This window comes from Streptococcus cristatus, from assembly GCF_008369405.1.
GTDB lineage: Bacteria > Bacillota > Bacilli > Lactobacillales > Streptococcaceae > Streptococcus > Streptococcus cristatus_G.
In genome coordinates, this window is the sequence record NZ_VSJJ01000001.1 from 208,711 (window position 1) to 233,359 (window position 24,649).

Genomic DNA, 24,649 nt, shown 5'->3' on the forward strand with positions numbered 1-24,649 from the left:
AAGATGACAACTACAACTGAATTGCAAGATGTTGAAAAAATCATCGTGCTTGATTACGGCAGCCAGTACAACCAGCTGATTTCACGCCGTATCCGTGAAATTGGTGTATTTTCTGAACTCAAGAGCCACAAGATCACAGCGGATGAAGTTCGTGCTATCCATCCTGTCGGGATTATCCTTTCAGGTGGACCTAACTCAGTTTATGAAGAAGATTCATTTGATATTGACCCAGAGATTTTTGAGTTGGGGATCCCAATTTTGGGGATTTGCTATGGTATGCAGCTTTTGACTCATAAATTGGGCGGGAAGGTGGTGCCAGCAGGTGATGCCGGTAATCGTGAATATGGACAATCAAAACTAACACGTACTACTTCTCCTCTCTTTGAAAGCACACCAGAAGAGCAGCTTGTCCTGATGAGCCACGGTGATGCGGTGACAGAGATTCCTGCAGACTTTGTACGCACTGGTACATCTGCAGACTGTCCTTTTGCATCTATTGAAAATCCTGACAAGAAAATCTACGGAATTCAATTCCACCCTGAGGTTCGTCATTCTGAGTACGGTTACGATATTCTGCGCAATTTTGCTCTCAATATCTGTGGCGCTAAGGGCGACTGGTCTATGGATAACTTCATCGATATGCAGATTCAAAAAATCCGTGAAACAGTTGGTGACAAGCGTGTCCTGCTCGGCCTATCAGGCGGTGTTGACTCTTCTGTCGTAGGTGTCCTCTTGCAGAAAGCTATCGGCGATCAATTGATCTGTATCTTTGTAGATCACGGTCTTTTGCGTAAAGGCGAAGCTGATCAAGTTATGGAGATGCTGGGCGGCAAGTTTGGCCTTAATATCGTTAAAGCGGACGCAGCGAAGCGTTTCCTTGACAAACTTGCTGGCGTTTCGGATCCAGAGCAAAAACGTAAAATCATCGGAAACGAGTTTGTCTATGTCTTTGACGATGAAGCCAGCAAACTGAAAGATGTGAAATTCTTGGCTCAAGGTACACTTTATACCGACGTTATCGAATCTGGTACTGACACTGCTCAAACTATCAAGTCTCACCACAATGTTGGTGGTCTGCCAGAAGATATGCAGTTTGAGTTGATTGAACCTCTAAATACACTTTACAAGGATGAAGTGCGTGCTTTGGGTACAGAGCTTGGTATGCCTGATGAAATTGTCTGGCGCCAGCCATTCCCAGGTCCTGGGCTTGCTATCCGTGTCATGGGAGAAATCACTGAGGAAAAATTAGAAACTGTCCGCGAATCAGACGCTATTCTCCGTGAAGAAATCGCCAAGGCTGGTCTTGACCGAGATATCTGGCAATACTTCACTGTCAACACAGGCGTTCGTTCAGTAGGTGTTATGGGCGACGGTCGGACTTATGACTACACAATTGCCATTCGCGCTATTACTTCTATCGATGGTATGACAGCTGACTTTGCCAAGATCCCTTGGGAAGTTCTGCAAAAGATCTCTGTCCGTATCGTCAACGAAGTAGACCATGTCAACCGTATCGTCTACGATATTACAAGTAAACCACCTGCAACTGTGGAGTGGGAATGATTTATAAACATGATTTGAAGTGAAATGGTTGATTTAACAGCATTTTCAGTTGTTATAAAAGGTTAAAAATAAATCAAAATTGATTGGTTCCCCACCAAAAATCCCACCAGAAATATTCTGATGGGATTTTTTTTATATTAAATTTTATTTTTCTATTATTTGATGCTTTATAAGCTTTCTTAAGACCTGGTTTGACACAGTTGGATTTCAGGTACTTTCAGTTTAGCTTTATATCAACCATCATCAAAATCCAACTATTTTCTTATTTTAAAAAATATGAATAAGTTTGATTGAATGAGGGAATTTCTTTAAATTTTTTCTTAGCACCTATAAGTTAATAATACTATTCTTTAAATTATAGTTTATAATTATCTGATGTTTCAATGACCACAAAACAAAGTACAGCGAATCACTTCCTTTAGTCAAACATATAACTGAACAACATTGTTTATCTTCCTGCACTTTCATATTTTTTCAATCCTTTTCTAAAAATTGTACGACTGATAATAATCAAAAAAACTGTAAAAACTATTTGATAGAAAAATAGGTTCAATGTATCTTTCCCTAAAAATATTAATACTGCAGGATTGGCAATTAATAAATTGGGAACAAATAACATAGTGATCAATCTGTTAATACCTGTAAAAATATTATATGGATACTTAGAAATTCCAATATAATTCAAAAATACATCTACTTTTGAAAATTTAGTTGGGAACCAAAATGAACTAATCGTTATTAGAAACCAAATTGAATAATATATAATACAACCACACATTAAAGAAAGGATATAAAATAATATTTTTAATGAATTTAAATGTACATTTAAATTTCCATAACTTATAAAAATGATCGCAAGACCAAAAAAAGTATTCACGAATTGAACTAAATTAAATGATCTAAAAATATAGAACAACTGAGTATCAAACGGCCTCAATAAAATTTGATCCAAGTTACCACTCAAAATATCTGATTCTAAAATTCCCATACTTCTAATTAACAATCCCATCATAACTCCATCTACAATAGTGTAGGAACCTACCAAAAATAAAATTTGATAATAGTCCCAACCATTAAAAGAGTCTATGTTTAAGAAAATCAATCTAAAAAATACAATAGGTAAACCAATCCACAGTATCGACGAAAATAGACCACAAAAGAAGTCAAAATGAAAATTCATATCAGATTTAAAACCAAAATGAAGTAGCCTAAAAATTACTTTTATTCTAAACATTTTATCCTCCCACATTTGAGAAGTGCTCCACTCCTTTTCTCAATATGAATCTTGATATAATATAAAAAATGATGCACCAAATCAATTGAATACAAATAATTCTCAAATAGTCTATTAATTTATATGTATCATTACTAAACATCTGAAGCGGTTCATATACTAAGTATTTAAAAGGTAATACATCTAAAAACAGACGAAAATTATTTGAAAAAAAACTTAAAGGCAATAATATTCCTGATAAAAACTGAATTACTATTTCTTTAACAGTAAGGACAAAAAATATATTTTCTAACCAAAAAGAAAGCATACCTACACAACATGATATTAAAAACCATAGAACCATAGATAGAATAATTGCAATACTTCCTAAAATAAGAATTTCAATGGTTAATAACTCATTCTTGTAATAAACACTGGAGAATAAAATGACAGGAATGATGATAAATAATAAATGAGCAAGCCTATCTCCAAGCATTTTACAAAAATAATACTTATAAAAAGTAACAGGTTTTATTAATATGCTAAAAAAATTTCCTGAATGAACATCGTCATTGATTTCCCAATCAACTGGATAAAAAACAAAATATGAAAAAATTATAGTCCCCAAATAGTATTGAACCATTGAGGTAAAATCATATCCTGCTATATTTATCTGGTTACTCTGATATATATACGTCCATAAAAATACTGATATCATAATTTGTATACTTGCCTGTAACATTAACAATAGTACACTTGATTTATAGTTCAAAATAGATCGAAATGATATCAGAATAATAGACATTTCTTTTTTCAATTGTGCTCCTTTTTTGTAAAATAGTTTTGTAAAATAATTTCTTCTAAAGAAAGATTTGATATTTCAAAATCTTCTATATCTACAAGCTTATTGATTGATTCTAATGTCTCAAAGACAAAATCTCTAGGTATTTTTAGTATACATTCCGATTTTGTTTGAGAAATGACTACTACTCCTTTAACAGAGCATAACTCTGGTACCAAATCTAATGTCATTTTTATCTTTAAATATTTAAAATCAGAAAATTTAGATAAAATAACATCCATTGACTCCTGCAAAATAATTTTTCCTTTGTCAATGACGATTAATTCGTCACAAACAGACGAAATATCATCCATATCATGACTCGTTAAAATAATAGTAGTATGACATTCTTCATTCATTTTCTTTAAAAATGTTCTGATATCTTTTTTAGACTGTATATCTAACCCTATAGTAGGCTCGTCTAAAAATAATATTTCCGGACTTGTTAAAGATGCCGCGATAAACTCCATTTTCATTTTTTGTCCAAGAGAGAGGGTCCGGACCTGCTGGTAAAGCTGATCTTTTACATTCAACAAATTGCTTAATTCCTGAATTCGTTCTTGTAAAATCGCCGGTTCTACCTCATATAAAGTACCAATCAATTGAAAATAATCCATAGCCGAAACATCTTGAAATAACTGTAATTTATTTCCTACTACTATTGAAATTTTTTTTCTAAAATTTATACTTCTTTTAAATGGAATTTCTCCATTCACTTCTAATTTTCCGGAACTAGGATAAAGAGTCCCAGTCAACATTTTAATCGTTGTGGATTTACCAGCTCCATTACTCCCAATAAAGCCAACTATACTCCCTCTCTTAATCGTAAAACTAATATCTTGAACAGCTCGAATCGTTATTTGATTACGTTTCAAAAATCTCTTGATAAATGGGAGTCTTGAATCAAAATTATAAAAATTTTTAGATAAATTCTGAGCATTAATAACTATTTCACTCATATATCTCTCCTTTCGATAAAATATATTTACTTGTACTTTTTCCATACTTTACCAAAATGCTAAAGATTGAGCTAAAATCTTCGGGATGGGTAAAATAATATTTGTCTTTAAAAAGTTTCTCAAAACCTTCAAGGCGATTATTGAAATCATTAAATTTTGTATTGTCTAGCTGGTTGAATGTCTCTTTAATATCCATAAACTTTCTCCGTGATTCTTTATTTCACTTTATAAATAGAAGAGTGTCTATATATTTATAGATCCTCAAGAACTTGCATTTTATCAAGTATAAGTAGAATAGTATGTAAGGGTTTACATATTCATATTATATGATTACTTAAGGAATCCGTCAATTTTCCACATTATTATATGACAAAATGTATTTTTTAAAAATGCAAAAATCTATGAGCAAGATGTTTGACTTCCTTTTTTAAAGTATATATACTTATATTAACCTTAGAAAAGAAAAAATGTTTGAACAGATATTCAATAATAATTACTTTTTTTAAAATTAAAATTCGAACTTTAAATTTTTATCTTTTTTATATTATTGAGTAACCTAAATTGCCCAATTTGTAAAATTTAGCTAGACAAAAAAAGACATCCAAGAGAAATTTCTTAAATGTCTGTAAACGTTGATATAAGCGTGTTGATTAACGTTTTGATAATTGTGATGCTTTACAAGCTTTCTTAAGACCTGGTTGGAAACATTTTTATTTGAATAAGTTTCAATATCCGCTTAAAATCAATGTTTTCCCACATTTACAGAAAATAGAATTTCATCTAATTTGAATCAATTTCAGTTGAATGGTGTGAATTTTACCCTAAAAATACACAAATTGAGCTAGATTTTACCAAAAAGTTCACACCATTGATTCAATTATTTTTTGTTACGTACGTTTTTCTTAGATGATAGACCTCCTAATGTATTTCTTATAGCATTTGAGCAAACCTCCGTTAAAGGTTCTCCTATTGCCTCCTTGTAATTAAATCCTAATAGTTGCATAGTCTTTAAAGTATCCTTATTAAGTAGAGCAACCAATTGTTTCATTGAATCTTCTTTCCCATCTTCAACATTAGTAAATGAAGATAGAAGAGAAATAACCCGTTCTAAAGTGTTGTGCAAATACTCAATATCTTTATCATCAATATGTACTTTTTCATATTCTTCTTTATATGCCTGAGCAATTCTAATTGCCTGTTCTCGTTCCGAAAGTAACTCATTTACAATTTCATCATAAGTATTTCGTAATTTATCGGCGTTACGTTCTTCCTTTAATGATTGAATTTTACTATTCACTAGTGTTGTTGTTCCCTTAAATGTTAGAGTTCCCAACTCAATCCCTGCTCTTACTAAAGCTTCTGTAATATATGGCTCCATGCTATACCTCTGTTATTTCTTTTTATAGTAAAACTATTTTATCATAAATCTACATTAAACATAATATATCTTATAGTCTCTATCCCTTTAGGTAAAAATACCGATTTTATGGTATAATAAAGGTAACATTATATAAGGAGATGTGACATGACTCTTGATGTAAATAAAGAAGAATTAACAATTTTAGGGATTCCCTTTGATAACTTTTCGGATTTTGATACTGTCTGGTATGCTATTGGATCATCAATGATTGAAAATTATGAACCTACTGTTCAAGATGTGATTGATTTAAAAACTTATGTTGTCAATAGACGAAAGGAATTGAATATTGGTTAAAAATCAATACGAAAGCTATAAGTACATTGACCCTAATCACCAATATACTTATCCAAATTCCACAGTCTTAATCAACAAACAAAATATTACAAATATTGAAGAAGCCTACCGGAATGAGCATTTATTCGTTACTAGAAGGCTTGCAGACTTGCGCTTGAAAACCATAGAAGTCTACTCCATTAGTGATATTTTAGCCATTCATAAATATTTATTTCAAGATGTCTATGCTTGGGCGGGACAATATCGCAAGGTGAATATCTCAAAAAGCGGGAATCCCTTTATGCCAATACAATCTTTCAATACTGCCCAAGACTATATCAACCATCTTATTCATTCCTATCATCAAACTGCCAACTCAAAAGATGAAATAATTAAACATTTAGCAAAAATTCTTGATAATCTTAATTATTTCCATCCCTTTCGAGAAGGAAATGGACGAACTCAACGAGAAGTTATTCGTTCCTTAGCACTATCAAAAGGATATTCTGCACAAATACGAGTGGAACAAGATGATGAAATTTACAACCTTTATATGGACGGAACTGTCTATGGAGACTTAGGGAAGCTAGAAGAATTATTTGGTAAAATATTAAAAGAAATATAGATTGTAATACTTGATAATTACAAAAGTGAAGTGATTAGATATATTAAAAGCCTATGAAATCAGCATTTCAAAGGCTTTTTTCTTTTAATTTTAGCAAAATAACTGAATTTTAACTGATTATATCACTTTAGGAGTGCAATAACAGATATAATGGTAGCAATGATGGAGACTATCGTAGCAACGATAGAACTTATGGTATTTGTCTTTGTGTAATTTATCTCAGTAAGCATATTCAAATAGGAATAATTTTCTTTAATTACATTTCGATAATATGACAAATTTTTATGAAATAAATTTTCTAGCTGAACTTCGTCATTTGATACAAATATAGTCCAAGAATCTTCAAAGTCTTTTTTAAAATTAGAAATATCTATTCTGTTTTCTGACTCCGATAGGCTTTGTATCTTTTTCAAAAGGTTTAAAAAATTCTTATTAAACATTATGTTCTTTCTTCCTGATACATATTTCGAAAAATCTCTTTCAAAAATGTGAAGCTCTCGCTCTCCAAATAATAAGTAATAGAGCTCGTTCCCATATTGTGATATAGACCCTAAAATACTAAATCTAGGAATGAAATTATTTCCTGAGTATAGAACATAATCACTATCATTAAAACTATTTGAAATATAGTAATTGCCTTTTTTATTATATAGACTATAACTAATATCCCCGAAGTATATTTTATCTATATCAACTTTGTCTTTTCGAAAAGCAACTGTTAGATTAATTAATTTGTTCATTTTCCCATTTTCGCTATATAAAAACGTAGTTATGTAATGTTGACATATCAAAGAAGGAAGTTCATTTGTCATCTGATCAATAGATAGATAATTAAGCTTATCGTCCTCATCATCCAGAATATACCAATTAATGTAATCTTTTTTACTCAAGTTTTTGATATTATCAGAAATAAATAATTGAAGATTAGACTCTGTCAATACTTGTTTGAAATGAAATCTATATTGAAAAATAGCATAATAATTATTTACTGTCGCCCAACTTATTTCAATACTGCTGAAAAAATTATCTCCAATTATCTCAATTTCAGCAAAAATTCCGACTCCATGCCTTAAATATTCTAAATGGACATAGTCGTATTTTTTAAATATAGTAGGTTTTTTATAATAATTTTTCACTTTAAATTTCGACTTTGGCAACGAATATAAACGCTTCGTTAATTTATTAACACCCTCATTTGAAAGTGTATCTAAAATAATAAACTCGCCAATTGAGAATTCATCAAAATAGTCTGTCCGTGTCCTCCATTCGGGATGTTTTTCTTCAATGTACCTTTTATGAAATTCTAATCCTTCCTGCTCATGTCTTTGATAATAAGATTGATATTCTTCTGTTGCAACTATTTTTAAATAATAATCAAAAAACTTCTTAGCTTGTCTATTTATCATACCTACACCTAATTGATACTTTATATCACTATCATATCATTTTTTTAATGAAACTGAATCAATAACCACAACTATTACTCATTTTATGATTTTAGCTAAATCTATCATGGCTTGTTCAATTTTATGTTTTCCTTTTTGCATGACATGAAGATAGATTTTTTCTATCTCTCTACTATCTTCTGAATGTCCTACAAACTCTCTAATAACGTTTAGGCTTACAATCTTATCAGACATGACTGAAACAAAACTATGTCGGAACATATGGGGAACTATGTGAACAGGTCTATCAAAATCGACTAGATCGTCAATATCCTTATAGGATTTTCTACTTTTCTTATTATACTTAGCGGACTGACTAGTTCCACCTCTTAAGAACATTGAAATTTCTATATGATACAATGCTCTGCCCTGTTTGTTATTTATAGAAGTAAAATAGGGATTCACTACACGTCACTAGACGGTATAGACCTTGATTCAAAGCGATTTTTGAAATTCTAAATTTCACTACATTGCAATATAAATCAACCGAATCACTACCTTATTTGAAATAAAAATGATGATTCGGATTTTTAAAGGAAGAGGGACTGAACTACACCCCAAAAGTTAGTCTTTTTCTGTCTAACTTTTGGGGTGCAGTTTGCTTGGTCCCAGTATGTTTATTTCATTTTGGATAACTTCATCAATAAACTTAAGCGTTCATCATTTTTGAGCTCTGATAACAAGCAAATCAACCGCTCATATCCAAGTTCTTTCTTCTGCTTGATTAATGAATTCATCACAGTCACCAAATCTTCTGGCGTAAAATTCCTTAAGTAAAGTGTAATATAACTTCCACTATTAGAAAATAGGCTAACATGAATTGCATTATGTTCTTTTTGTCTAATTTTCATTCCTCCTGTAGACTCCCTGATATGGAACTCATACACTGTCTTTTTGGGGTAGCAATCAAATGAGTTTTCGAATTCTCTACGATTTTTATAGAGAATATAGCTAATAAGTGAATAGTTTTTGAGAAACATAGTGGTTTCCTCCGTAAGTATTATTATAATTTTAGTATGCCATAAATTCCAAAATAAAAAAAAATAATTAAGAAAAAACGATACATAAGTTGTTTCTCTTATTAATTTTTTTTGTAGTTTTTCCTCTTTCTCTCATCCCTCAATTTTTTGCGCTTCTGATTTTTCTGTGTGTTTAGCGTTGACAGGAACGTATGTGTAAGTCACGCTAAACACACAGTACTAGGTAAAAGTGAATAACGTAAAAAAATCTTATCCTAATTTTTTTATTTTAAAATTTATGGCATACTAATAATATCAAGATAATTGATTGAGTAGAGACGTAACTAATATAGCTACGTTTTTTATGTTTGAAAGGAGGTAGCTATCGTGGAAACAGTAGGTTTAAGCTGGGTTAGGAAAGAACCAGTTTTGTATTTCATTAACTAAAAAAAAAAATAAATGTATAGATAATAAAAGAGATGTCAATAGCAGTTTAAAAAAAATTTTTTGATCGTAACAAAGTAAAGAATAAAAGTAAAAAACGAAAGTAAATAACAGGAACCAATTTTTGTATTTCATTTACCAATAAAAAATAAATGTATAGATAATAAAAGTAATGTCAACAGCAGTTAAAAAAATTTTTTGATCATAACAAAGTAAAAAATCAAAGTATAAAAACTAAAGTAAATAACAAAAGTCTAAAAATCAAATACAAAAACTAGCTTAGCTCAGTCGCTAAATTCAGAGCATTTAAACCTGAAAAAGACTAACAAGAAAAAACAACAGATTTTTTTCTGCAAGATGGAACTCTACATCTTATTTGAATTGAGTCAACTTGTCATGTTGTAAAATGACTTGGTTATCTTCTTAGCCATCAATTAAGAAGCGCCCTAAGCAAAGGGAAGATACTACATCAGTGAATATAAGCTTAAGTCACTGCACTACTTCAACTTGAATAAAAAAGACCTTAAGATTTTTCTTAAGATCTTCTTTAAAAGCACATTATCTACTATAGAAAGGAAAGAACTATGACAAAGAAGAGACGTAGTCGTGCTGATCGACGAAAAGCTAAAGAGAAAGCTAAGAAACAACAGATGGATTCTCTAACTACTTTCGAAGGCCGTAAACAATTCGTCCAATCAAAAGGACTAACTAATCTAGTCACGCGCTTTAAAAAAGGAAAGGGTATCAAGCGAAATGAATCCAAAAAAACGGGAGAGGACATTCATTTAATCCATACCGACCGAACTCTTCATAACTACGCTGGTTCCTGGAGCAGATTTGCTTCCTTTGTTGCCTCAATAACTACTACCGAAGATTTAGAAGCTCTTGATAAATCTAACGATATTGAGGGATGGATTGACTTAGTGAATCAATACTTAGAACATTGTAAGAAATTAGGACTTTCTGCTCCAACCCAGTCAACCTATAAAGCAGCATTAGCCAAAGTTTTAGGAGTACCTTCTACCGCTTTTGTTGCAACAGATATTCGATATCGAGCCGACAAAAAGAATAATCGTTTGAAGTCTAATGACGACAGGATGTCTGAAGAAACAAATAATCGCTGGTTCTCAATCGTATCTGCCACTGGGCTACGAAAAAATGAATTAAAAGCTATTACTGGAGACTCCCTCTACCAACGTGAGGATGGCCAATATTATCTTAAAATTATTGGTAAAAAGCATAAATCAAAAGGAGCACGAGACCGATGGGTTCCGATTATTACGCGAGACAAAGAAGAATTAGAAAGGCTTGTTGAAGAATTTAAACTAGCTGGTAAAAAGCGTGTGTTTCAAGTTCCATCTGCTTTAAAACCTCATAAATATCGTGCAGAATACGCAAAACGTCTTTATCTTCTTGTCGCGCGAGATCCCAAAGATATCAAAGATAAAAAAGAAAAAATTTATCTACGAGGCGAATTAAAAGGTGTTGTCCTTGATCGAAAGGCTTGTTTAATTGTATCACGTGCTCTCGGACACAATCGACCAGAAGAGTTTCAAAAATCCTATGCATATAAGTTAATCGCACAAGCAAACTAAGTAACTTTTTCCAAACATTATGATATATCTCTCATTAAAATTAAAAAATTCAACTAAATAAGAATCGTACTGAAAGTATTGATCTTTTTCTCAACATCCTAAATTTAAATGAAAAATAAAAAAATTTTTTTTAGAAAATAAATAAAGTAGATAAAAACTTACTTTTTCCTTCAAAACCTTGTCACATCAATAAAAGATCGTACTGAAAGTATTGATTTCTTTCTTAACATTCTTGTTCTAAACTAAAAAAATTAAATTAGGTAAGAACCTAATTTTTTCCTTCAAAACCTTGTTACGACGCGTTTTTAAAGCACTCTTAATTGAGTGTTTTTTTGTTTTTTTAAAAAAAAATTCCATTTTTTTTTTTTAGGCGTTTTCGGAAAGATTTGTGGCATACTAACTAATGTAAAAAAATAAGGAGGTAAATAAATGGAAACTTAATAAAATAAACTAACCTTTAGAAAAAGATGTTGATCTTAGCCCAAACAACATACTTTATCAAAATACTATGTGAAAGGAACTTAATAGAATGGCTAGAAGAAAATTAACACCGGAAGAAAAGGAAAGACGTTTAGAAGAAAAAATCAATAATGAAAATAGTATATTAGAGGTTTTCTCATCAAAGTCTTGTTTTGCTGGAATAGATAAATGTAAAGTATCCCTACAGGATTTTTCTGTAGAGCGTGTAGAAATTAAGAATTTAAAGCAGGACAGTTCATGTAATCTAAAAACCTCTATAGATGGAGAGTTACTTGGTTTAGATATTAAATCAGAATTTTTTGGGAAAATCACTATTTCTTTTGATACATCAGATTTTAAAACACCCTACTGTTACATTGAATTAATTCACGGAGGTTTAAATTTCGAAACGGTTGGTATTGAGGGGATTAAAAATAGATTAGCAAACGCAATCGATTTTATTAAAAATAATTACGGTATTATCATTACATACTCGACTGCCCTCTTTCTCGAAATTGAACTTGCTTATACTATTGCTTTTGATAAAACTCCAAACCTACAGCTCAGAAGTTTTCTACACAAATGTCTTTCATCAGGAAACCCTCCTAATTTTGGAAATGAGAAAAGTAAAAAGAACAACTATGACTATCCAATTTTGAGTTGTAAGATTAGTAATGAAGAATTAACTGTTACTTACGATAAAATTGAAAAAGCAAAAAGAAAAGGACAAATCAGAAGAAATGGTTCAAAACTAGATAATATTAATGTCCAAAGATTTGAACTAGTATTAAAGAAAAATAAAATAGAAAAATTTTTGGGAACCAATTCCTTAGATTTGCTGAATGATGCACAATTGATAGAATATTTGGAAACAAAACTTCATTCAACAATAAATGTGTACATAAAGTTAATTGAAGAATCAAGTATTAAAACTAAAAAAGTGATTCAAGATGTATATAACAAACACGGTCCTAAAAATTATATTAAAGCACTTTTTAATCAAGTAAATAACCATTCTCTTAGAACTTTGTCTCCTTTGGTGTTAGATGAAGAAATTATAGCATTGACGAATATTAGTCCTTTCAAAAATAAAGCTAGAACCAAAAGAACAATAATAGAATCCTTCCAAAATAGCGAAGAAGATTATTCTGAAAAAAACGAGACTGGATTAATGATTACTTGGCACGTTCGAGATATATTTAAACTATTTTATGAATCACTAGAAGTTGCTAGGGAAAAAGGGTTAGGATGTCATAAGGATACTACATCGACTCATACATATAAACACGTTTTAAAAGATTATCCATTAGGTTATAGGAATAATATTTTCGACGAAATTATAAAATCTAATACTCGAAATCAAAAAAATAAAATTAGAAATCATGTTTTAAAAGAATTTCCTGATAAAGATTTAGATATCAATAAAAAATAACGCAAATTAAATAATAACTTTTTTATATTTATTGCTGTAAACCTTGATATAACAACGAACATATTTTTATATGTAAACAGTTTGAGTTTAATATTTGAGAAAGGAAATAGATATGTGTAAATTTTTTAGAACAAAAAAAGAGCTTGTTTCCAAACTTTGGTCGGTGTCAGAAACAAACTCAAAATATACTAGTAATAATATCTATTACCTTCTTCTATTATCGCAATAAAATTTAGAAATTTCAAGAGGATTATTAATTATGAAACAAACAATGAACAAAGAAGATTTAATTAAAATGGGTTACAATCCCTATACTGCCATTACAATTATTAGACAAGCTAAGCAAATTATGGTACAAAAGGGATATGCCTTTTATAATAATCGACGTTTAGGGCATGTCCCTATCGTTGCTGTTGAAGAAATTCTGGGTGTTTCACTTCACAAGGAGGAATAATGCCACAAAATCAACAGAAAACTAAATTTCCTGGAGTCTATACTGACAAAAACGGAAAATTTTTTATTCAAACCGAATTTGGTATAGATAGAGTAACCGGGAAACGTGTACGAAAGAAATCAAGGAAAGATCAACACGGAAATCCATTTAATTCAGCTTCAGAAGCATATAAGGAATTAACTCGACTGAAACATGAATATCATCAATCTCAAGGTTATTCTAACTACCGGATGAAATATCGGCAATTTATGGAGGAACATTACATTCCTTATTATAGAACAACAGTTGAGCACAGCACATTTTCAGTTCGAGAGAAAAACCTTTTACAGCTTTGTGATCGTTTTGGTGACATTACACTTCGTTCGATTACCCTCGAACAAGTCCAGAAGTTTCGAACATGGTTACTGACTAGTCAAGATGAGGATGGTGCCGGATATTCACAAGGATATGCTAGCCTCATCTTTGGCATGTTTAGGAAATCATTGGACTATGCTTTGCAAATGGGATATGTGGAAAAAAACATTTCTAAGCAATCTAATGCAATTCCTAAAGGAAAAAGTAATGTCCCATATTGGACTAAGAGCGAATTTGAAGCTGTTATTTCGCAAATTTACATTGAAGATGTATATGAACATTTAAACTTCGTGATGATTTGGGTATATTTCATGACTGGCGTACGTGTAAATGAAGGTTGTGCCCTTCAATGGAATGATGTTGACTTTGATAAGCAACGCCTACGAGTTCATCATATGCTTATTGTTAAAAACAAAAAAGAATGGACTCGTAATTCGTATTCGAAAACTAAAGACGGAAAAAGGATGATTAGTTTAGATAAAGATACAATTGATGTGTTAAAAAAATGGCGTGAAGCTCAAAAAAAGATTGGACTAGGACACGAGAACGATTTTATCTTTTCATACGATGGCTTACCTATGTTGAAATCTACAATCTCAAGGATTATTAAAAGGTACGCCAAGATTGCTCACGTAAAGCCTATCCAAGCGAAAGGTCTCAGGCACAGCCATGCTTCCCTACTAATTAATGAATTAAATGCTACTGTACTTATTCTATCAAAACGTTTAGGACACTCTTCTCCTGAAATCACATTGAAACATTACTCACATCTATGGGATGGCGCTGATGAAGTTATCACTAATGAAATGGTAGGAATTATTAATGTTTCTTTCCCATCTTCTAGCTTAGTACATTTCAACGGGAACCAATCAATTTCAAAATAACATTCCCACCAAAAACCCCACCAAAGAATTACTAACTCCTTAAAAAGCCTATTATATAGCAATTCTCAAGGAGTCTGCAACCGTTGAGTGGGAATAAGAACTATGCAAAAAACCAGCTAGATTCTAGCTGGTTTTTTGTTATATTTTTAAAGACAGTCTTATTGACCTAGCAGGCCCTTAAAGAAATTGACGATTGCATTCCAGATATTGCTAAAGAAATTACCGCCATCTTCAAGAAGTCCGTTTGCATCAAAGTTAAGATTGATATTATTGAATGTGTCACCAGCCTTTGAAACAATACTGTTTTTTAAGTCGGTGAGCGTCTTTGTGAAATCAGAATTTGTGATGACTCCACTGTTTGAAAGATTGACTGCAAAGTTAATAATCAGATTAATTTGGTCAGCTGTGACTGAACTGCTGAGACCGTAGTTTTTCAGTGTTTCTTCAACGATTTTACGGACATCAGCTTCGGTCAAATTGCTGTTATTCTTTTTAGCATTAGCAACAGCTGTTTTAATATCTGTCAGTGCCACATTCAGCTTATCGGCATCGTAGCCTTCCTTACCTTGGTTTTCAGCATTGATATTTGAAAGTGCGGCTAATTCTTCCTGAGCCAAGTCTTTATTTTCCTGAGGAACACTAGCTCCATTTTCCTCCAGCGAGTAATAAATACCAGCTAGGGCACTTTCTCCAGTCACAGGGATAGGTGCTGCTACTGTAATTTCTGCATGCTGTACGCCCAAGGTGACTGCCGCATTGCGATACATATCCTCTGTAACCTTGGTGATGTTTTGCGGCGTAACAATCTTGACTTGAAGCGGCTTCTTGTTGCCCAACTTCTTAATCTTAACAGAAGAATATAGCTGCAAACTAGGATCATTTGCTACATTCATAATCTTGGAATAGACATCAGGTGTCATTGTTTTCAGAGGTTTAGAATCACTCGATGCATTGTAGCCTAAGAGCTGAAGTGTTTGCTCTTTTTGACTGTCATCCAAGGAATAGCCCAAGACATACTCAGGCTGAACATAGGTTTCGTCAATGACTTTTTGAACGTTTGTATCAGCAGCTGCGGTGGATACAGTAAAGAGAGTAGCTACTAGAGCTCCTGCTGTCAGTAATGTTTTCTTAAATTTCATTTTACTCCTCAATCTATCTCTAAACAATAAGGTTTTAGAGAAGCTTTGATTATAATCAGCGGATTGCGCTGTCATACTAAATTAGGAAAGGAAAACTTTCCATAGAACAAAATAGTATAAAATGCTTAAAGTTTTCTTATAGACAGAGAATAGCCTGCATTTCTTAAAATCATTTGCCCCAAAGAAAATCAATCAATAATCTATCTACTTCTGGATTTTCATGCAGCTGGCTATGCTGAGCTAGAGGGCCAGTCACTCTCTTTTCCTGATAGGACTTAGCATTGTCGATTACAAGATACTTGAGACTGCGAGAAGAAACGTTTAAAACAGAACCATCTGATTGATTTTTAAAATCTCCATAGATATTAAGCACATGCACTTGATCTTGCGGATAAATTTCGCGCAAGCTCAGAAGTTTTTGATAGCTATTACTCATGGCGCTAGGCTGCCCTGTATGGTTGTCTAGAATGGTCAAATTAGCTGGCAGATCCATCCCCTCCAAACCATTGACATGATTGGCGATATTTACCTGCTTTTGTAACTTTGGAAACTCTTCATTCTGAGCGTGCTCTAATAGGTAAAATAAAATAGACATATTTCCCATAGAATGCGCGACAAAATTCATCTTTTTGAAAGCATATTTTGCTTGCAACTTTCGAACAACTGCTGCTACATACTCTCCGTCCTGAGCATAATTGGGATTTCGATTGTCTTTGAACTCAACCATGACAATTGGATTGATAGCATCATTTGGTATATCTCCTTTAAAGGTTACTTGAGCATGACTATCAACTGTAGCTGTGATGATGGTTTGAGTAACTCCAGCTTGTCTGGCTGCCTCTACCATATGCTTTTCAGCATTAGCACTTGAGCCATAACCATGGAAAAACAAGGTCGGAGTCCTTGACTGAATATAGTCTCTACTATTTAACTCTCTTGTTTGCAGCTTGGACACTAGAAATAAAGTGACAAGAGCAATAAACAGAAAAGTTGAGAGTGCGATAATAGACCGTTTTCTCATTTTCCATCTCCCATCTTGTATAGATTAGTATTATAACATTTCTGGTATTTGTAGACAAATAAAGGACTTATATTTCAATTTAAACCATATCATATTATTTAAATTGAAACTTGTGATTATAAATACGTATTATAACGAATCAAGGCAACTATCCGAGTTCTTTACTCTAATTAAAACGAAATATAGTGGATTTGCAGGACTTCCTGGTTAGGTCAGCTTGTCGTCATACCTTCCCTCATAAAGCTTTTGAGCTTTTTGCGTGTACTGCCTGATGAAATCAGTTTTAGCTCCTGTATAGGCATCACGATTGTGCTCGTACTTTTTCCATAAGGTCAATTTTAGCTGCTCGTAGTCCTTAGCGACATCTGGATGAGCTTTCAGATAGTCTCGGAAATAGAGTTCATCATGGTCCCCATAGTAGCGCAGATGCAAGTGAAAAACGCGCTCAGCAAAACCTTGCAGTGTGTAGCCCTTGTTAAAAGACATGCGCCCTTCTGACTCTGACATAAGCAGGTAGCCATGCTCTAGCAATTCTATCTTGATGCTCCCCATATCTTCACTTCGAGGAATTTCTAAAAGAATGTCAATAATCGGCTTAGCCCATATCCCCTCAATAGATGTGGAACCGATATGATGCATTTTAAATAACTGATTTGGTGGCAAAAAGCTTTGTATTCTTCTGCTTTCCTCCACATACCAAGCTGACCAGTCCTTATTGTGCTCCTCTAAGAAAATTGGGAACAACTGCCATAATTCTTCTAACGACATATCTTCTAAGTTTTTGGCCATGTGCCTTCTCCTTACCTTGTATCAAATGAGAATTAGAGTAAAGACTGGGAATCCTATCCCAGTCTCGTTTTTTATTACCAATAAAGTAAACCATAGGCTAGTAAGACACTAATCATGCTAAATAGTGAGCCAATCAAATAGTATTCTGCAAAGGACTGGCTTTCTGAAATCTTATTATAGCGGGCGATAGACTTAGCAGTAAAGACTAACCCAATCGCAGTAAACTGCCCGAAAATAAGAGAAAGTCCCATAATCAAGCGCTCCAAAATCCCAATCATAGCACCAGCCCCAGCAATAGTCTCTCCGCTGTCTTCCCCCGCCTGATACTTGCTGAAGAAGAGTTTAAAGAGGATATTGACCGGCTTACCAGTAAGGGCGAAGAAAAAGAAAGCCTGCAGCATGAGATAGCGCTCAGACAGCCAATTAGGAGCAGAAATTTGCTGCTGCCCTAAGAGAAAATAAAGAGCAAAAATGCTCATCAGATGCAAGAGCTGATCCAGTAAGAAGGCTGGCTTTTGAGCATGGCGACGGACAATCAATGAATTCAGTCTATACTTCAAGAAGTCAATAAGCGCATGACTGAGCCAGACCAAGGCGAAAAATAGCAGATACTTAGGTAAGATGAGCCCAAAGAACAACAAGGGCAGTAGAACGATTCCCGAATGGAGAATCAAAAAATTCAACCGTCGGCTTTTAAGATCGGCCATTTTCTGACTTTGAAGCTGAAAATCAGCTAGCACATGAGCCAGCAAAGTCAATACTAGAATCGGATTCTGCATGAAAAATTCTGCAAATCCCATAAAATTTGTCATTGTTCAGCCTCCTTTGCTGCCTGTAAAATCATTTTCATAGCTAAACGGCGATTTCTCAGATAGATCTTCAGTCCAGACGACTTGAGTCGCTTACTAAGCGCACTGGGACTAATCTGCAACAGCTCTGCTATTTCCCCGTGAGAAAAATTCTCGTCATAGATATATTCCATGAGCATCCGCTCCAGCACCTCTCTCTGGCTAGCATTCCACTTGCTCTGGATAAAGGACGCAGCCGCCAACACCGTATTGACCGCCTGACTGAGCTCCTCATCGCCCAAGGATACAGCCAAGCGACTGCTACCATAATCATTTTTTTCGTGGACTGAGTTAATAGCTGCGCGTGCCCTCCAATAGGCTGGACCGTCCGCACCAATACTTTGCTCCCGATTGATATCCGTCACAATCTCCCCCAGACCAAGGCCAAAGCGAATTGGATGAGGAAAGCTCAGAGAAATCTGATCAAGGAGTCGCATAACTTCAGGATTAGGCCGCAGCAAAGCCTGAAACTCATCTCCTGTCGTAATGGTAAAAGGCGACACCAGATAATCCTGATAATCTTGGTTCAAGACTGCCATTAATTCCTGCAGCTCTTGCTGCGCCTGCTTGCGGTTTTTTAGCTGTTTGGATTCGATCAAATCTCCAATAAGAGCAATATAAAGCATAGCTGATAAAACCTCCTTTAAGTCCATTATAACGGAAAATTTTTAAAATGTCTATTTGAACGGAAAATTTTAGAAATATCCATTAGAACAGAAAGACTATTTCTTCTTTTTAGGTGCTGGTAATGCAGGATAGACAGCTTTAATCAGACTACAGAGAAAGGCAGCATCTTCTACTTCTTTTATATGAAGCATTGGCCTTGCGCCTGGATAAGGAGACTCATAAATCGGATTTTCCAAAAGATCGAGAGCAGGCTGGACTGGCTTGAGCAGCAAGCGATTGTCATAAATCCCACCAAATAGGCGACCTCGATAATAGAGCAAATACTCTCCCATCATCTTGCCAAAGCCAATTTCTTGGCCTAAGCCCTCCAGTTGCTTCAGGATAAAATCCAAATATTCTTGACTAGATACCATAGAAACACCTCTATGAATTGATACTTTATTATACCAAAAAAGGATGAAGATTTCCTGACTAAAAGATAATCACATCTCTTTCAATCTGTAGTCTGTCTTTCCTCAAGTAAGCAAAAAAGCTAGACCTTAAGAGTCTAACTTTTATTTCTTAGTTTCTCAAAAGTCCTTCCTTGACCAGATAATCACGCGCGACAGCTTCTGCTTTTTTACCCTCAATGCCGGCTTGATAATTCATTTGGCTCATCTGGCTTTCCGTAATTTTACCAGCCAGCTTATTGAGAATACCTTCCAACTCAGGGTGTTTTTCTAGCAGTTCAGCTTTCAAGAGAGGCGCCCCTTGATAAGGAGGGAAAAGGTGCTTATCGTCTTCTAAAACTTGTAAATCATAACGCGCAAGTTCTGCGTCAGTCGAATAGGCATCCGTGATTTGAATATCACCCGACTGAATAGCTTGGTAGCGAAGGGCTGGCTCCATGGTTGACACATTGAGATTCAGTCCATAGACAGATTGAAGCCCCTTGTTTCCATCTTCACGGTCGTTAAACTCTAGGGTAAAGCCCGCTTTTAGCTTGTCTTGGACTGCTTTAAGATCAGAGATGGTTTTAAGATTGTATTCTTTGGCGATACTCTTGGGTACTGCGATGGCATAGGTATTTTGATAAGCCATGTGATTGAGCAAGACAAGATTGTCCTGTTTTTTGATTCCATCACGTGCTACTTCAAAAACTTCTTCAGCATCATTGCCGACCTTTGGAGCAGGCTGCAAGAGAGTTCCAGTAATCGTACCGGTAAACTCAGGATAGATATCAATATCACCTTTTTTCAGTGCTTGATAAAGGAAGTCTGTCTTCCCAAAGTTTGGCTTAACTGTCACGGTCATATCCGTATTTTCCTCGATGAGAAGTTTATACATATTCATGAGAATTTCTGGCTCTGGACCCAATTTCCCAGCAATAACCAGATGATCCTTCTCCTGCTTGGGAATTAGACTGGGTGTGTAAGAAGCGCCGAGGCCGAGGATTAAGACAGCAAAAGCTGTAAATACCGTCCGAAGCTTAGCTTTTTCCATCCATTTAAGGAGACTGTTGAAAAGAATGGCCAAAACTGCGGATGAAATAGCTCCAATCAAGATCAGGCTGGCATTGCGACGATCAATTCCTAGAAGGATAAAAGAACCTAGTCCACCAGCTCCGACAAGGGCTGCTAGAGTTGCAGTCCCGATAATCATAACTGTTGCCGTCCGAACTCCTGATACAATGACGGGCATTGCTAGAGGCAGTTCAAACTTCTTGAGTCGTTCCCACTTGGTCATCCCAAAGGCGATTCCAGCTTCTTCTAAACTAGGATCAATCCCATTCAAAGCCGTGACAGTATTTTCTAAAATCGGGAAAATAGCGTAAATCACCAGAGCAGTCAGTGCCGGCAGTGTACCAATCCCCATGAGGGGGATAAAGAGTCCCAGCAAGGCCATTGAAGGAATGGTTTGAAAGATTCCCGCAATTTGCAGCACCCAATTGGCCACTTTTTTATGACTATGTAGATAGATAGCAAGCGGAATGGTCAGGAATATGGCCACTAGTAAAGTCAGAAGAGACAGCTGGAGATGTTGCCCTAAGGCTGCCAACCATTCGCCAAAGCGATCCTGAAAGGTAGAAAACAAATTAGCCATGTTGAACACCTCCAAACAAATCTGCTACGAAGTTGGTTGCAGGAGCAGATAGGATTTCCTCAGGTGTCGCCACTTGACGAATCTCCCCATCCTGCAGAACAGCAATCCGATTCCCCAACTTTAAAGCCTCATCCGTGTCATGGGTCACAAAGATTGTCGTCATTCCAAACTGGTCATGGATACTCTTGGTCAAGCCTTGCAATTGCTTACGCGAGATGGCATCAAGAGCAGAAAAAGGCTCGTCCATCAGTAGGATTTTGGGTTGGGCGATAATGGCACGGACAATGCCCACCCGCTGCTGCTCACCACCAGACAGCTCGCTCGGCATACGCTGAGCATAGTCTTCAGCAGACAAGCCTACTAGCCCCAGCAATTCATCGGTCTTCTGCTGAATCTCTGCCTTGCTCCATCCTTTCATCTCAGGAATGAGAGCAATATTTTCAGCCACTGTTAGATTAGGAAAAAGAGCAATAGCCTGTAAAACATAACCAGTAGAAAGGCGCAGCTCACGCTCATCATAGTCTTTGATGCGCTTGCCATCCATGTAAATATTTCCATCAGTTGGTTCCAAAAGACGGTTAATCATCTTGAGCATGGTTGTCTTACCGGACCCAGAAGGACCCACCAAAACCATAAATTCACCATCCTCAATCTGTAAGTTGACATCTCTCAAGACATCCTTTTCTGTATAGCGTAGCGCTACATTTTTGTATTCAATCATTGTTTATCCTCAATTTAAAACTTCCCTCAGTTGGTCAAGTCTTCTACCTTAGGCATGACTTCTTTATTGTCCCAATGCTCCACGATGTATCCATCCTCATCCGCACGGAAAGTATCCGTCGTCACCCATTGAGCTTCCCCGCCATTGAGATATTGGTGAACATGAACGAAGACTAGGTTGCCGTCTTCAATGGTGCGAACAATCTTCATCTCACGCTCGGGATGGCGCTCAAAGAAATTTGCAAAGAAAGCCGCAAAACCTTCTTTCCCATCTGGCACACCTGTTGATTGTTGAATGTAGGTATCCCCTACAGACTGAGCTTGAGACTCGGCAACACGCCCATCTTGAATGGCGTGAATGTATAGATTTTGTGCATTTTCAACTTGTTTTGACAAGATTCATCCCTCTTTTTCTTTAAGGTTCGCTAAAATACGTTCCTGATAACTTTCAAACTGACGAATTTCTTCCTCTGAGAAGCCTTTATAAAAAATAGCATCCAGTTTTTGACTGACACGATGACCAACTTCTTTCTGTGACCAACCTTGCTCTGTCAACTTGACATATTTTTTTCGCTTGTCTAAACCACACTGACTAAAGGTCACCAACCCCTGCTCTTCCAGCTTTTTCAGCATAGTTGTCAGCGTATTATTGGCCAATCCCGTCACCAGTGCAATATCTGTCGCCGTAGCGCAACCCGTTTCACTATTCCATAAAACGGCGAGAATCTTGCCCTGCTCACTCCGATAAAGCGCTTCTGGATCTTGGCTCAGTAACTTTTGAAAAATCCGCCCATTCAACAAACGAATATGGTGGGCTATTAGATGACTGTCTCTCATACTACTCCAATTTATTTCTATATCGAATTGTTTTCTACTTATTGTAATGCTGTCCATTACATTTGTCAAGTATTTTGTTCTATTTGGAAATAATTTTAAACTGGCTAAAGATTTTAAACTTAAAGTTCCAAACTAAAAAGCCCAGTGTAAAGAGGTAATCCCTCTCTCACACTGGGCTTCTTTTTATCTTAGTAATATTCACCCTGACGGTAATCCCATGAGTTAAAGGTATCGGACAGGTGCATCATGATTTTGTCAATGTCCAAGCCTTTCCGGATAACTACTGGTGCTGGTGAGATGGAACGTTGGCCACCTTGTTCTGGAATCAGTTTTCCATCCTTGTCAACCATAGAGACCATAACACCTTGCTCGTAACGAGTTTCGATGGTCTTATCTGGCTGGATAGAGGCTACATAGTCATCTGCTTCAATGACGAGGTCAACAGCGTTTTCGATGCGCTCGCCAATTCCTTCGACCTTGCCGCGGTTACCTTTACCGGACGGGTTGGCTGAGGAAGCATAGACCATCTTGCCTTCTTCCCAAAGCTTAGCTGCCAGCTGCTCGCCCGCCTTACCAAACTTAATAACAAAACAGCTAGTGCCACGAACATCTGTCATCAGCTCTTCCCGACCGTCACCATAAGCTTTGAGATTTTCAAAAGCTTCTGGCTTCCATGGAAGGATACAGCCCAAGAGGATGTCTTCATCCCAATGCTTCTGATAAAAAGCTTCAATTTCCGGATTCAGCTGAGCCAAAGCACGGAGCTCATCCATACTACCACAGAGGACAACACCTGGCTTATTACGGTTACGGGCCTTAGCTTCGAACTTACGCTCCAAACCTGCCTTATCACTAGTCATAATGATGTAACCCACCTTGGTCGGGCAAACGATACAGCCGCCATCGCCTTTCAGGATGTCATAGCCTTCTTGTGAAAGAGTTCCGTTCCATTGAATGTGTTTTGTCATAAGTTTCTTCCTTTTCTATTAAATTAAGATTTATTTTACCATATATTTTTATCGGAGACAAGGTTTTTTCAGAATTTTCTCAATATAGCGAAAATAAGGTTACTGCCAATAAGATGGACGATTTTTTTCATATTCTGCAATCAAATCCTCATACTGCAGTGTAATGCCGATGTCATCCAGACCGTTGAGGAGCTTATGCTTCCACTCTCCATCAATGTCAAAGGAGAATTCTCCCACCGGAGAAAAAATCTTCTGCTGCTCCAAATCCACCGTCACTTGATCCGTTGGCTTCAGATTAGCCAAGGCTTGCCGTACTTCTAGCGGCTGGACGATCGGCAGCATACCGTTATTAAGCTCGTTATTGTAGTGAATATCCCCGAAAGATCCGGCAATAACTACTTTGAAGCCATAGTCAGCCAAGGCCCAGGCAGCGTGCTCCCGAGAGGAACCCGCACCGAAATTGTCCCCTGTAATCAGAATAGTCGCCTTGCGATACTCCGGTCTATTAAAGACGAAATCAGGATCTTCGGTGTATCGATTGTCCAGATAGCGCCAAGCATACATGAGGTACTTGCCAAAGCCTTTTTTATCAATTAACTTGAGAAACTGCTTAGGCAAGATTTGGTCCGTATCGATATTGTCATTCATGAGGGGAACCGTTGTCCCCGTGTAGATTGTAAATTTTTCCATAAAACTTC

The 24,649-nt window shown here is 35.5% G+C and carries 26 protein-coding genes and 1 pseudogene; 7 read left to right on the forward strand and 20 right to left on the reverse strand.

Annotated elements, in window-relative coordinates; all coding sequences use genetic code 11:
- Window positions 1–3 precede the first annotated feature (3 nt).
- Entirely contained in the window at window positions 4–1,563 is a 1,560-nt protein-coding gene (guaA, locus tag FXF62_RS01150) for a glutamine-hydrolyzing GMP synthase (protein WP_149517329.1), read from the forward strand.
- Between the two features lie 448 nt (window positions 1,564–2,011).
- On the opposite strand, the gene FXF62_RS01155 is transcribed toward guaA, so the two are convergent.
- From FXF62_RS01155 to FXF62_RS01175, 5 genes are all read right to left on the reverse strand, one after another.
- A complete protein-coding gene (locus tag FXF62_RS01155) occupies window positions 2,012–2,797 on the reverse strand; it encodes an ABC transporter permease (protein ID WP_003013947.1) in 786 nt (261 codons plus the stop codon).
- 1 nt (window position 2,798) lies between these two features.
- On the reverse strand, window positions 2,799–3,593 hold the full coding sequence (locus FXF62_RS01160) for an ABC transporter permease (protein ID WP_003013825.1): 795 nt from the start codon (window positions 3,591–3,593) through the stop codon (window positions 2,799–2,801).
- The gene (locus FXF62_RS01165; protein WP_003010129.1) at window positions 3,590–4,576 is read right to left on the reverse strand and encodes an ABC transporter ATP-binding protein; all 987 of its coding nucleotides are present in this window, start codon (window positions 4,574–4,576) and stop codon (window positions 3,590–3,592) included. Before FXF62_RS01165 ends, FXF62_RS01160 begins: the two co-directional genes overlap by 4 nt.
- Complete coding sequence (locus tag FXF62_RS01170; protein ID WP_003010127.1) at window positions 4,569–4,772, reverse strand: hypothetical protein; 204 nt, start codon at window positions 4,770–4,772, stop codon at window positions 4,569–4,571. Before FXF62_RS01170 ends, FXF62_RS01165 begins: the two co-directional genes overlap by 8 nt.
- A 681-nt stretch (window positions 4,773–5,453) precedes the next feature.
- Window positions 5,454–5,954: a hypothetical protein gene (locus FXF62_RS01175; protein ID WP_149517330.1), complete on the reverse strand. Its 501-nt coding sequence runs from the start codon at window positions 5,952–5,954 to the stop codon at window positions 5,454–5,456.
- A 147-nt stretch (window positions 5,955–6,101) separates the two neighbouring features.
- On the opposite strand from FXF62_RS01175, the gene FXF62_RS01180 reads away from it, so the two are divergent.
- Both FXF62_RS01180 and FXF62_RS01185 read left to right on the forward strand, forming a co-directional pair.
- Entirely contained in the window at window positions 6,102–6,290 is a 189-nt protein-coding gene (locus FXF62_RS01180) for a hypothetical protein (RefSeq protein WP_000171300.1), read from the forward strand.
- Complete coding sequence (locus FXF62_RS01185; protein ID WP_149517331.1) at window positions 6,283–6,894, forward strand: Fic/DOC family protein; 612 nt, start codon at window positions 6,283–6,285, stop codon at window positions 6,892–6,894. The genes FXF62_RS01180 and FXF62_RS01185 overlap by 8 nt, the downstream gene beginning before the upstream one ends.
- Window positions 6,895–7,016: 122 nt before the next feature.
- Here FXF62_RS01185 and FXF62_RS01190 read toward each other — a convergent pair whose 3' ends face one another.
- The 3 genes from FXF62_RS01190 to FXF62_RS10800 form a co-directional block, all read right to left on the reverse strand.
- On the reverse strand, window positions 7,017–8,300 hold the full coding sequence (locus FXF62_RS01190) for a hypothetical protein (protein ID WP_149517332.1): 1,284 nt from the start codon (window positions 8,298–8,300) through the stop codon (window positions 7,017–7,019).
- 78 nt (window positions 8,301–8,378) lie between these two features.
- Complete coding sequence (locus FXF62_RS01195; RefSeq protein WP_262881550.1) at window positions 8,379–8,744, reverse strand: tyrosine-type recombinase/integrase; 366 nt, start codon at window positions 8,742–8,744, stop codon at window positions 8,379–8,381.
- A 212-nt stretch (window positions 8,745–8,956) separates the two neighbouring features.
- Window positions 8,957–9,190, reverse strand: coding sequence for a hypothetical protein (locus tag FXF62_RS10800; protein WP_262881551.1), 234 nt, complete (start codon window positions 9,188–9,190; stop codon window positions 8,957–8,959).
- A 1,136-nt stretch (window positions 9,191–10,326) separates the two neighbouring features.
- Between FXF62_RS10800 and FXF62_RS01205 the strand changes: the two genes are divergently transcribed.
- The 4 genes from FXF62_RS01205 to FXF62_RS01225 all read left to right on the forward strand — a co-directional run bounded on the left by FXF62_RS01205 (window position 10,327) and on the right by FXF62_RS01225 (window position 14,920).
- On the forward strand, window positions 10,327–11,337 hold the full coding sequence (locus FXF62_RS01205) for a site-specific integrase (protein ID WP_149517334.1): 1,011 nt from the start codon (window positions 10,327–10,329) through the stop codon (window positions 11,335–11,337).
- 529 nt (window positions 11,338–11,866) lie between these two features.
- Window positions 11,867–13,228: a hypothetical protein gene (locus FXF62_RS01215; RefSeq protein ID WP_084860005.1), complete on the forward strand. Its 1,362-nt coding sequence runs from the start codon at window positions 11,867–11,869 to the stop codon at window positions 13,226–13,228.
- 259 nt (window positions 13,229–13,487) lie between these two features.
- Window positions 13,488–13,682: a DUF3173 domain-containing protein gene (locus FXF62_RS01220; protein ID WP_149517335.1), complete on the forward strand. Its 195-nt coding sequence runs from the start codon at window positions 13,488–13,490 to the stop codon at window positions 13,680–13,682.
- Entirely contained in the window at window positions 13,682–14,920 is a 1,239-nt protein-coding gene (locus FXF62_RS01225) for a tyrosine-type recombinase/integrase (protein WP_084860006.1), read from the forward strand. The genes FXF62_RS01220 and FXF62_RS01225 overlap by 1 nt, the downstream gene beginning before the upstream one ends.
- Window positions 14,921–15,078: 158 nt before the next feature.
- On the opposite strand, the gene FXF62_RS01230 is transcribed toward FXF62_RS01225, so the two are convergent.
- The 12 genes and pseudogenes from FXF62_RS01230 to leuD all read right to left on the reverse strand — a co-directional run bounded on the left by FXF62_RS01230 (window position 15,079) and on the right by leuD (window position 24,641).
- Window positions 15,079–16,059, reverse strand: coding sequence for a DUF1002 domain-containing protein (locus tag FXF62_RS01230; protein ID WP_015604925.1), 981 nt, complete (start codon window positions 16,057–16,059; stop codon window positions 15,079–15,081).
- Between the two features lie 169 nt (window positions 16,060–16,228).
- Complete coding sequence (locus tag FXF62_RS01235) at window positions 16,229–17,080, reverse strand: alpha/beta hydrolase (RefSeq protein ID WP_149517336.1); 852 nt, start codon at window positions 17,078–17,080, stop codon at window positions 16,229–16,231.
- A gap of 207 nt (window positions 17,081–17,287) precedes the next feature.
- Complete coding sequence (locus tag FXF62_RS01240) at window positions 17,288–17,869, reverse strand: GrpB family protein (protein ID WP_149517337.1); 582 nt, start codon at window positions 17,867–17,869, stop codon at window positions 17,288–17,290.
- Window positions 17,870–17,943: 74 nt separating this feature from the next.
- On the reverse strand, window positions 17,944–18,681 hold the full coding sequence (locus FXF62_RS01245) for a DUF3307 domain-containing protein (protein ID WP_149517338.1): 738 nt from the start codon (window positions 18,679–18,681) through the stop codon (window positions 17,944–17,946).
- Complete coding sequence (locus tag FXF62_RS01250) at window positions 18,678–19,343, reverse strand: SatD family protein (protein ID WP_149517339.1); 666 nt, start codon at window positions 19,341–19,343, stop codon at window positions 18,678–18,680. The genes FXF62_RS01245 and FXF62_RS01250 overlap by 4 nt, the downstream gene beginning before the upstream one ends.
- A 96-nt stretch (window positions 19,344–19,439) precedes the next feature.
- Window positions 19,440–19,757 carry a TfoX/Sxy family protein gene (locus FXF62_RS01255; RefSeq protein WP_149517340.1) on the reverse strand — a complete coding sequence of 106 codons (318 nt, stop codon included), beginning with the start codon at window positions 19,755–19,757 and terminating at the stop codon, window positions 19,440–19,442.
- 148 nt (window positions 19,758–19,905) lie between these two features.
- Window positions 19,906–21,426, reverse strand: coding sequence for an ABC transporter permease/substrate-binding protein (locus tag FXF62_RS01260; protein WP_149517341.1), 1,521 nt, complete (start codon window positions 21,424–21,426; stop codon window positions 19,906–19,908).
- Window positions 21,419–22,147, reverse strand: a complete 729-nt coding sequence (locus tag FXF62_RS01265) for an ABC transporter ATP-binding protein (RefSeq protein WP_149517342.1) — start codon at window positions 22,145–22,147, stop codon at window positions 21,419–21,421. The genes FXF62_RS01260 and FXF62_RS01265 overlap by 8 nt, the downstream gene beginning before the upstream one ends.
- A gap of 68 nt (window positions 22,148–22,215) precedes the next feature.
- A pseudogene (locus tag FXF62_RS01270) lies at window positions 22,216–22,542 on the reverse strand (nuclear transport factor 2 family protein); the annotation flags it as partial.
- 3 nt (window positions 22,543–22,545) lie between these two features.
- On the reverse strand, window positions 22,546–22,983 hold the full coding sequence (locus tag FXF62_RS01275; RefSeq protein WP_149517343.1) for a MarR family winged helix-turn-helix transcriptional regulator: 438 nt from the start codon (window positions 22,981–22,983) through the stop codon (window positions 22,546–22,548).
- Between the two features lie 188 nt (window positions 22,984–23,171).
- A complete protein-coding gene (locus FXF62_RS01280; RefSeq protein ID WP_046165746.1) occupies window positions 23,172–23,951 on the reverse strand; it encodes an L-threonylcarbamoyladenylate synthase in 780 nt (259 codons plus the stop codon).
- 99 nt (window positions 23,952–24,050) lie between these two features.
- Entirely contained in the window at window positions 24,051–24,641 is a 591-nt protein-coding gene (gene leuD / locus FXF62_RS01285; RefSeq protein WP_149517344.1) for a 3-isopropylmalate dehydratase small subunit, read from the reverse strand.
- Window positions 24,642–24,649 lie beyond the last annotated feature (8 nt).